Here is a 7,358-nt window from a genome sequence, read left to right as displayed (position 1 = left end):
AAAGCCCTGAATTTATAACATATTGGTTCTCAATACAAAATGTTATAAAACAAGGCTTCTCGATGGATCATATTACCGAATTATTTTGTATTTTGGACGATTTCTGCAAAACATTTAATGAATCTTTAGAAAAAGCTTTAATTTCTGATCAAAAATCCAAGCTGAAAAAGTCAGCCTTGAGCTTGTCTGAAGCAATGACCATTGTCATTTTATTTCATCAATCCGGTTTTAGATTCTTCAAATATTTTTATTGCCAAATGATCGTTCCATTCTGGAAATCTGCTTTTACTAAACTGCTTAGCTACAACCGATTTATTGAAATCATGCCCCGTTGTTTGCAAGCTCTGAGTAGTTTCTTCCACCAGGTGAAAGGAAAAGATACGGGAATCAGTATCATTGACTCCACTAAATTGGTAGTTTGCCATAATCTTCGGATTAAAAGGCATCGTGTATTTAAAGGCTTGGCCGGCCGTGGAAAAAGTAGTACGGGTTGGTTTTATGGTTTTAAATTACATATCGTTATCAATAATTTAGGTGAAATTATTAATCTCAAACTAACATCGGGAAATGTTCATGATGTTGCTATATTAGAATCTTTAACTCAAGAATTAAAAGGAATCCTACTCGGAGACAAAGGCTATTTGAGCAAAGCAAAAGCCGAAGCTTTAGCAGCAAGAGGACTGAAAATATTGACCCCATCACGTCGGAATATGAAAAATAAACCCATCCAAACTGAAGAAGAAAAACAATTACTTTGCAGAAGAGGATTGATCGAAACCGTGAATGATCAATTAAAAAATTTACATCAACTTGAACATTCACGTCATCGTTCGGTAAATAACTTCATGGTGAATATCATGGCTGCTGTAGTGGCTTATTGTTTGAATCCCAATAAGCCAACTTTCCAAAATATGCTAAAAGGCTAAGCAGATTTCGTCGAACTCAGGTTAGAATAATTAGAATACTGTGTAGAATAGGGTGATAAAAATTATAGAGTCTGGTTGGTATACCGCCCCCAATGATTTTCTAGGCTGACAAAAGGATGATATTTGTCAGATAAAAAGAAAATAAAACAAAAGGAATTTGAATTTGCAAGTGAAGCATGTGCTAAGTGGATTGGCATTCATTGTGTTGGCATCTGTATGCGGTGTACTTATCGCTATTTGGACGTTTAAACACTTTAATATTTATATTCCCTTAGAAAATCAAAAAGTCAGTATTGATCTGCAAGAGCCTTTACAAGCTGAGGTTAAAATTCATGATGCCTTAGATGTTGATGTCACAGGGCGCGTCAATGCAGAAATTCCGATCCGTGAAAATCTGAATATTCCACTGACCCAAACGCTGACGCCACGAGTGTATTTTGATAATCAGGTTCCGATTAAAACCATCATTCCAGTACGTGAAACCTTGAAAATTAACCAGAACATGCCTGTAGATACCAAGGTACAGGTGAAAGTCATGGGGCGAGATGTGACTTTACCTTTAAAAGGAAATATTCCCATTCAGCTGGATGTGCCGATTCATATCGATGTGCCACTTGAACAGCAGGTACACCTCAAGTTTGATGCGTCTGTGAAAACAGTGCTTAAAGAAAACCTACATATTCCAGTCAATACAGTGGTTAAAACCAATATTCCCATACAGGGACATTTAAACGTTCCCATTAAAACGGCGTTGAAAGCTTCAGTGGATGTGCAAAATACATTACCAATTGAAATTAAGCAGGGTGAATTGAAAATTCCACTCATAGTCTGCAACTACTGCGTGAAAAACCTCAACCTCAAGAACACGTGAAGCCATAGGAGGGAGTATGTGGATATTCCAGTCTATGAAGCGGCTTGTATTGAGTTTTGTATGCGTTGTCATTTTGGTGGGTACGCTGTTTTGGTTGTACCTAAATATTCAAGCCAGTATGCAGGTGTCTGCGAGTGAAGCACAAATTCAACTGTCAGACGCCTTACCGACAAAAATCCAAGTGGGTAATTATTTAGAAACCCAATCTGTTGGGACTTTAGATACGCAACTGAAAATTGATCAGAAAATCAATCTGCCTTTGACCGGGAAATATTTGGCAAATTTAGAGTTTGAAGTAGAAGTGCCTGTTTCAGTGGAGGTTGATTATCAAACCGAGGTGCTCATTGATCAAAACATGCCGTTGGAGACAACTACGGATTTAATTTATCAAAATAAACTGTTGCCTAAGTTTCCACTCACTTTAGATATTCCGATTAAGCTGGCTGTGCCATTTCATTTAAAGCAAGACTATCAGATCCCGATCAAAATTATGTTTAATGGCTTGGTCTATTTTGAGTTTGATGAGCAAGTGCATCTGCATGTGTTGCATCAGTTTGCGCCACAGTTAAATTTGAATGACCCAATGACTATGCGCAAAATAGCAAGCTTCAATGCCACTATGTACAACATAGAGCGAAGTACGACGGCGAACTTGGAGATGAATATGACTCTACCCGTGAAGAACATTCACCCATAAAAAACACCACCAATGATTGGTGGTGTTTGAATGTGAAGATTAAATGGGTGGCTTAAAGTGAGGCTTTGATCGCATCTTGAATGCTGGTGGTCTTACGTCCAATCAATTGTTCTAAGTCTTTGCTGTCGCTGTACATCGCACCTTTGGCGGTTTGCACATCGGCATCCACAATCACATCAATCAAGTGTGCTGGGAGGCTGGCTTGAATTAAGCCTTGACGCAGGTCATCGGCAGACAAATTTTGATAGATGACTGGCTTATGTGTTGCCTGACTGATGAATTGAGCCAAATCAGCTTTAGTAAAACTTTCAGAGCCTGCCAATTCATAGGTTTTATTCTCATGGCTCGTTGAGGTTAAGACTTTAGCTGCAGCTTCAGCATAATCTATACGTGATGCTGAGCTAATTCGGCCATCTTGAGCTGCGCCAAAAAGAGTCCTAATTTCAATGGTGTGAGCAACCCCCGCAAGGTAGTTTTCGCTATACCAGTTATTTCTTAAGAAGGTATAAGTGATTCCACTGTCTTGAATCAGTTTTTCGGTTTCACGGTGTTCTTGCGCTAAGCCGAGTGGGGAAGTGTCTGCACGTAGTAAGCTGGTGTAAGCAAGATAAGGTACGCCGGCAACTTTCGCAGCATTAATCACTGCTTGGTGTTGAGGTGTACGGCGACCGATTTCATTGGCTGAAATGAGTAATAACTTATCTATTCCTAATAGAGCAGGAACTAATGTTTCAGGGCGGTCATAATCAAACTCACGCAGCTCAATACCTTGAGTTTTGAAATGTTCAGCTTTATCTACATTACGAACCAGCGCAACAATATTCTGGGCAGCAGTCAACTGCAAGAGTTGCTCTATAATGAGGTTGCCGAGTTGTCCTGTTGCGCCTGTGATTGCAATTTTCATAATTCACCTAAGTTGGTTGTTTTCTATACTTGATGGTTGAATCTTAATCTGTTAACTTACTAAATGTAAGTACGCACCAAAAAGTAAGTAATAAACCAAATGGAGAGAAATGATGCACACCTATGCGACAAGCAAATTATTAGGTCAAGTTTTATCCACGGAGTGTCCGTCTCGTGAAATTTTGGAGCATCTTACGAGTAAGTGGTCGGTACTGGTGTTGCGTTGTTTAAGTGATGGCGTACATCGTTTTAGTGAGCTCAAGCAGCGTATAGAAGGCGTGAGTGAGAAAATGCTTTCTCAGACGCTCAAAACGCTTGAGCATGATGGCTTTATTCTACGGACGGTCTATCCCGTGGTGCCACCCAAAGTAGAGTATCAATTGACGATCTTGGGTTCTCAAGCTGCTGAGAAGACCATGTATTTGATTGGTTGGATTGAAAAAAGTTTGCCTGAAATTCTGGAAAGCAAAGAGCGAGTAGCAGCTTTAAAATAAAAGATGACAAGTAATGTGGATTGGTTGTGTGAATCCTTAATTACACTTTAAGAGTGAATTCCTCTGGAGTGCGGAAGTGGATTAGATTTGATTAGAATTTCAGGCTCTGAAAAAGGCTTGTGATCAAACAATCTCCTCTTTTAGCGCGCTATTTTGATGAGAAAATCCTTCTTGGAGTAAAAGTTGAGTAGGATTGAATAAAATGAGTCGAAGAGTGACCTAACAACTAAGTGGTCAACACATTTAAATTAAAAATGAAGAAAATCAGGTGAAAAGTGTCAAAAAATTAGATTTTGGTATTTTTGTGACTAAATTTCATGTTTCGCTGAATAATTATATTCGAGAAATTTTGTAAAATATGGCAGAATATGCGGTTTTAAAGTATTTAGAGGATTGGCAGCATGCGCTTTGTTGATGAAGCAGTCATTACCGTAGAGGCTGGCGACGGTGGCAATGGCGTAGCCAGTTTTCGCCGTGAAAAATTCGTACCTTTTGGTGGCCCAGACGGTGGTGATGGTGGTCGTGGTGGTAGCGTATTTATCGAAGCTGATGATAATACCAGTACCCTTGTAGACTTCCGTTATACGCGCCGCTTCCGTGCGGAGCGAGCTAAAAATGGTCGTGGCGCGAACTGCGCAGGCCGTGGTGGTGAAGACACAGTATTAAAGGTTCCTGTAGGTACAACCATTGTTGATACTGACTCAGGTGACATTATTGGCGACTTGGTTGAAAGTGGTCAGCGTGTTCTTGTCGCAGCGGGTGGTGATGGTGGTTTGGGTAATACTCACTTTAAATCATCGACGAACCGTTCGCCACGTAAGTGTACCCATGGTTTTAAAGGCGAATTCCGTGAAATTCGCTTAGAGCTAAAAGTACTGGCCGATGTTGGCTTACTGGGTATGCCAAACGCAGGTAAATCGACGTTTATTCGTGCCGTATCAGCAGCAAAACCTAAGGTTGCAGACTATCCGTTTACTACGATGGTTCCAAACCTTGGTGTGGTCGATGCAGACAGTCATCGTTCATTTGTAATGGCGGATATTCCTGGCTTGATTGAAGGGGCTTCTGAAGGTGCAGGTCTTGGTATTCGTTTCTTAAAGCACTTGGCGCGTACGCGTATTTTGCTTCACATTGTGGATGTTCAGCCGATTGATGGTTCTGATCCTGCATACAATGCAAAAGCGATCTTGGGTGAATTAGAGAAATTCTCTCCGACACTTTCAAAGTTACCTATCGTTCTAGTATTAAACAAAGTTGACCAACTTGCAGACGATACGCGTGATGAATGGTGTCAGCATATTTTAGATGAAATGCAGTGGGATGGTCCTGTATTTAAAACTTCAGGTTTGATGTCTGAAGGGACAAAACCAGTTGTGTATTACCTGATGGATCAAATTGAGCAACAACGTGAACGTGAGCTTGAAGATCCTGATTATGCAGCAGAAGTGAAAGCATTCCGTGAGCAGCTTGAAGCTGAAACACGCGAACAAACGATTGCCGCTAAAGAAGCATATCGTGAAATGCGTCGCCAACAACGTCTTGCAGGCCTGTTGGCTGATGATGATGAAGACGATGATGAAGATGACGGCGAAATGGAAGTGTTTTACGTACGTTAAGCTCGTAATGAGTAACTGAGGACAAGATGATAGAAGTGGTAGATGGGCAACGTAAGCTCGAAGCTTGTAAACGAATCGTTGTTAAAATCGGATCATCTTTACTCACAGCAAATGGGCAAGGTCTAGATATAGATGCAATTTCGCATTGGGCGAAACAAATTGCAGATCTACACAATGCCAGACATGAGATTATTCTGGTGTCGTCAGGAGCTGTGGCTGAAGGTATGGTTCGTATGAAGCTAGACAGCCGACCCACCGATCTACCCAGTCTTCAGGCGTGTGCTGCCATTGGTCAGATGGGCCTTATTCATACGTGGTCAAGTGTGCTTGAAAAACATCATATTCAGACCGCGCAAGTGTTATTAACCCATGATGATTTGGCAGACCGTCGTCGTTATTTGAACTCGTGTGACGCTTTACAGAACTTGATTGAATGGCATGTCATTCCTGTAATCAACGAGAATGACACGGTTTCGACCGATGAAATTCGCTTTGGTGACAATGACACGCTTGCTGCGATGGTTGCAGGTCAAGTCCATGCAGATTTGTTAATTATTTTGACTGATCAGCAAGGTATGTTCGACTCAGATCCACGTTCAAATCCAGACGCTAAACTGTTCCATACTGTGCGTGCTCTAGATGAGAGTTTGTTTGATATGGCTGGCGGTGGCGGCAAGTTTGGTCGTGGTGGTATGTTGACCAAAGTCCGTGCTGCACGCTTAGCTGCAAAGTCTGGCTGTCCAACGCTGATTGCCAGTGGTGAAAGCGACAATGTGCTTGCGCGTTTGATGGATGGTGAAATGCTCGGGACATTGTTTATTACAGATAATGACCGCATTACCGCTCATCAACAGTGGTTGGCGGCTCACTTACAAACTGCGGGTCGTTTAGTGTTGGATGATGGTGCTGTCAAAGCCATTAAAGATAATCATCGTAGTTTACTTCCAGTTGGTGTGAAAGCTGTGGAAGGGCATTTTGAACGCGGTGACGTGGTTGAATGTGTTGATATCCAAGGTGGCCGTGTTGCGGTCGGGCGTGTCAACTTTAGTTCGCGTTCTGCGGAGTTGGTAAAGGGCTTGGCGTCAGATAAAGTTCACCAAGTTCTAGGTGAAGCACGTTCACTTGAGATGATCCATCGCAACCACATGGCAATCTACTGACTTAAACGCATCAAAAAAATCCCGCTTTCGAGCGGGATTTTTTTGTTTTAAAGCAAAAGTTATTTGATATAGCCTTTTTGAATAAGGGGCTTAAATAAGTAAAAGTGAATAGTGAGTGCCCATTGCATGATTGTATCTTTATAGAGATTCCAAAGCTTTAATCCAAAGAAGTTTAAGGCAAAAGCCAATAGAAAAGCCCCAAGCATATCTAAAGGAAAGTGCACACCAAGATAGACACGTGACCATGCAACCAGCCAAGCCATGACCAAGAGAAAAATTCCCAGTTTACGCTGCGCAGAGAAGAGATAAGAAAAGGCGATACTGCTAAAAATCAGCATATGGTCACTCGGGAAAGAGCCATTGGGTGCATGGTAAATGAGAGTGCGTCCGACCTCCATGACAAAAGGCCGTGGGTGATAATACACATGAGAAATACATTGGCTGATCAAAATGGCGATACTGGTAAAGATAAACGCCTTCAATATCTGTTTTTTAGTGTCATAGTTACCACGTAGCCAAAACCAAGCAAACAGTAAAATCATGCAATAGAGCAGGTCATTGGCGATGAATATGGCAAAATGAATGCTGGTATTACTGGCTTCAGGAGAAGCATTAATCCATGAAAAAAGCGATAAATTAAGTTCTGAAAGAGTCATGAAAGTGGATTGTGTTTATAAAGTATGGAAGAGAG

8 protein-coding genes are annotated in these 7,358 nt (G+C 41.3%); 6 read left to right on the top strand and 2 right to left on the bottom strand.

The window, feature by feature from the left end:
• Positions 1-62: 62 nt before the first annotated feature.
• The 3 genes from ACF8FD_RS07190 (at position 63) to ACF8FD_RS07180 (ending at position 2,494) form a co-directional block, all read left to right on the top strand.
• On the top strand, positions 63-926 hold the full coding sequence (locus tag ACF8FD_RS07190) for an IS982 family transposase (RefSeq protein ID WP_017397145.1): 864 nt from the start codon (positions 63-65) through the stop codon (positions 924-926).
• A 163-nt stretch (positions 927-1,089) separates the two neighbouring features.
• Positions 1,090-1,797, top strand: coding sequence for an MFS transporter (locus ACF8FD_RS07185; protein ID WP_341767644.1), 708 nt, complete (start codon positions 1,090-1,092; stop codon positions 1,795-1,797).
• Between the two features lie 16 nt (positions 1,798-1,813).
• Positions 1,814-2,494 (top strand): hypothetical protein, encoded by a 681-nt coding sequence (locus tag ACF8FD_RS07180; RefSeq protein ID WP_178927871.1) that lies wholly within the window; start codon positions 1,814-1,816, stop codon positions 2,492-2,494.
• Between the two features lie 52 nt (positions 2,495-2,546).
• Here ACF8FD_RS07180 and ACF8FD_RS07175 read toward each other — a convergent pair whose 3' ends face one another.
• A complete protein-coding gene (locus tag ACF8FD_RS07175; RefSeq protein ID WP_234303711.1) occupies positions 2,547-3,398 on the bottom strand; it encodes an SDR family oxidoreductase in 852 nt (283 codons plus the stop codon).
• A 112-nt stretch (positions 3,399-3,510) separates the two neighbouring features.
• Here ACF8FD_RS07175 and ACF8FD_RS07170 point away from each other — a divergent pair, with 112 nt between their 5' ends.
• The 3 genes from ACF8FD_RS07170 (at position 3,511) to proB (ending at position 6,667) form a co-directional block, all read left to right on the top strand.
• The gene (locus ACF8FD_RS07170; RefSeq protein WP_004980366.1) at positions 3,511-3,891 is read left to right on the top strand and encodes a helix-turn-helix domain-containing protein; all 381 of its coding nucleotides are present in this window, start codon (positions 3,511-3,513) and stop codon (positions 3,889-3,891) included.
• Positions 3,892-4,292: 401 nt separating this feature from the next.
• A complete protein-coding gene (cgtA, locus tag ACF8FD_RS07165; RefSeq protein ID WP_004980365.1) occupies positions 4,293-5,507 on the top strand; it encodes an Obg family GTPase CgtA in 1,215 nt (404 codons plus the stop codon).
• A gap of 26 nt (positions 5,508-5,533) precedes the next feature.
• The gene (gene proB / locus ACF8FD_RS07160) at positions 5,534-6,667 is read left to right on the top strand and encodes a glutamate 5-kinase (RefSeq protein ID WP_234303710.1); all 1,134 of its coding nucleotides are present in this window, start codon (positions 5,534-5,536) and stop codon (positions 6,665-6,667) included.
• A 59-nt stretch (positions 6,668-6,726) separates the two neighbouring features.
• Here the strand turns inward: proB and ACF8FD_RS07155 are convergent, their stop codons facing one another.
• Positions 6,727-7,323 (bottom strand): phosphatase PAP2 family protein, encoded by a 597-nt coding sequence (locus tag ACF8FD_RS07155; protein WP_062034592.1) that lies wholly within the window; start codon positions 7,321-7,323, stop codon positions 6,727-6,729.
• Between the last annotated feature and the right edge of the window lie 35 nt (positions 7,324-7,358).

The organism is Acinetobacter sp. TYF_19 (genome assembly GCF_043105125.1).
GTDB classification, from domain to species: domain Bacteria; phylum Pseudomonadota; class Gammaproteobacteria; order Pseudomonadales; family Moraxellaceae; genus Acinetobacter; species Acinetobacter johnsonii.
Note: the sequence above shows the minus strand (reverse complement) of the source record. Positions and strands in the feature narration are given on the sequence as shown.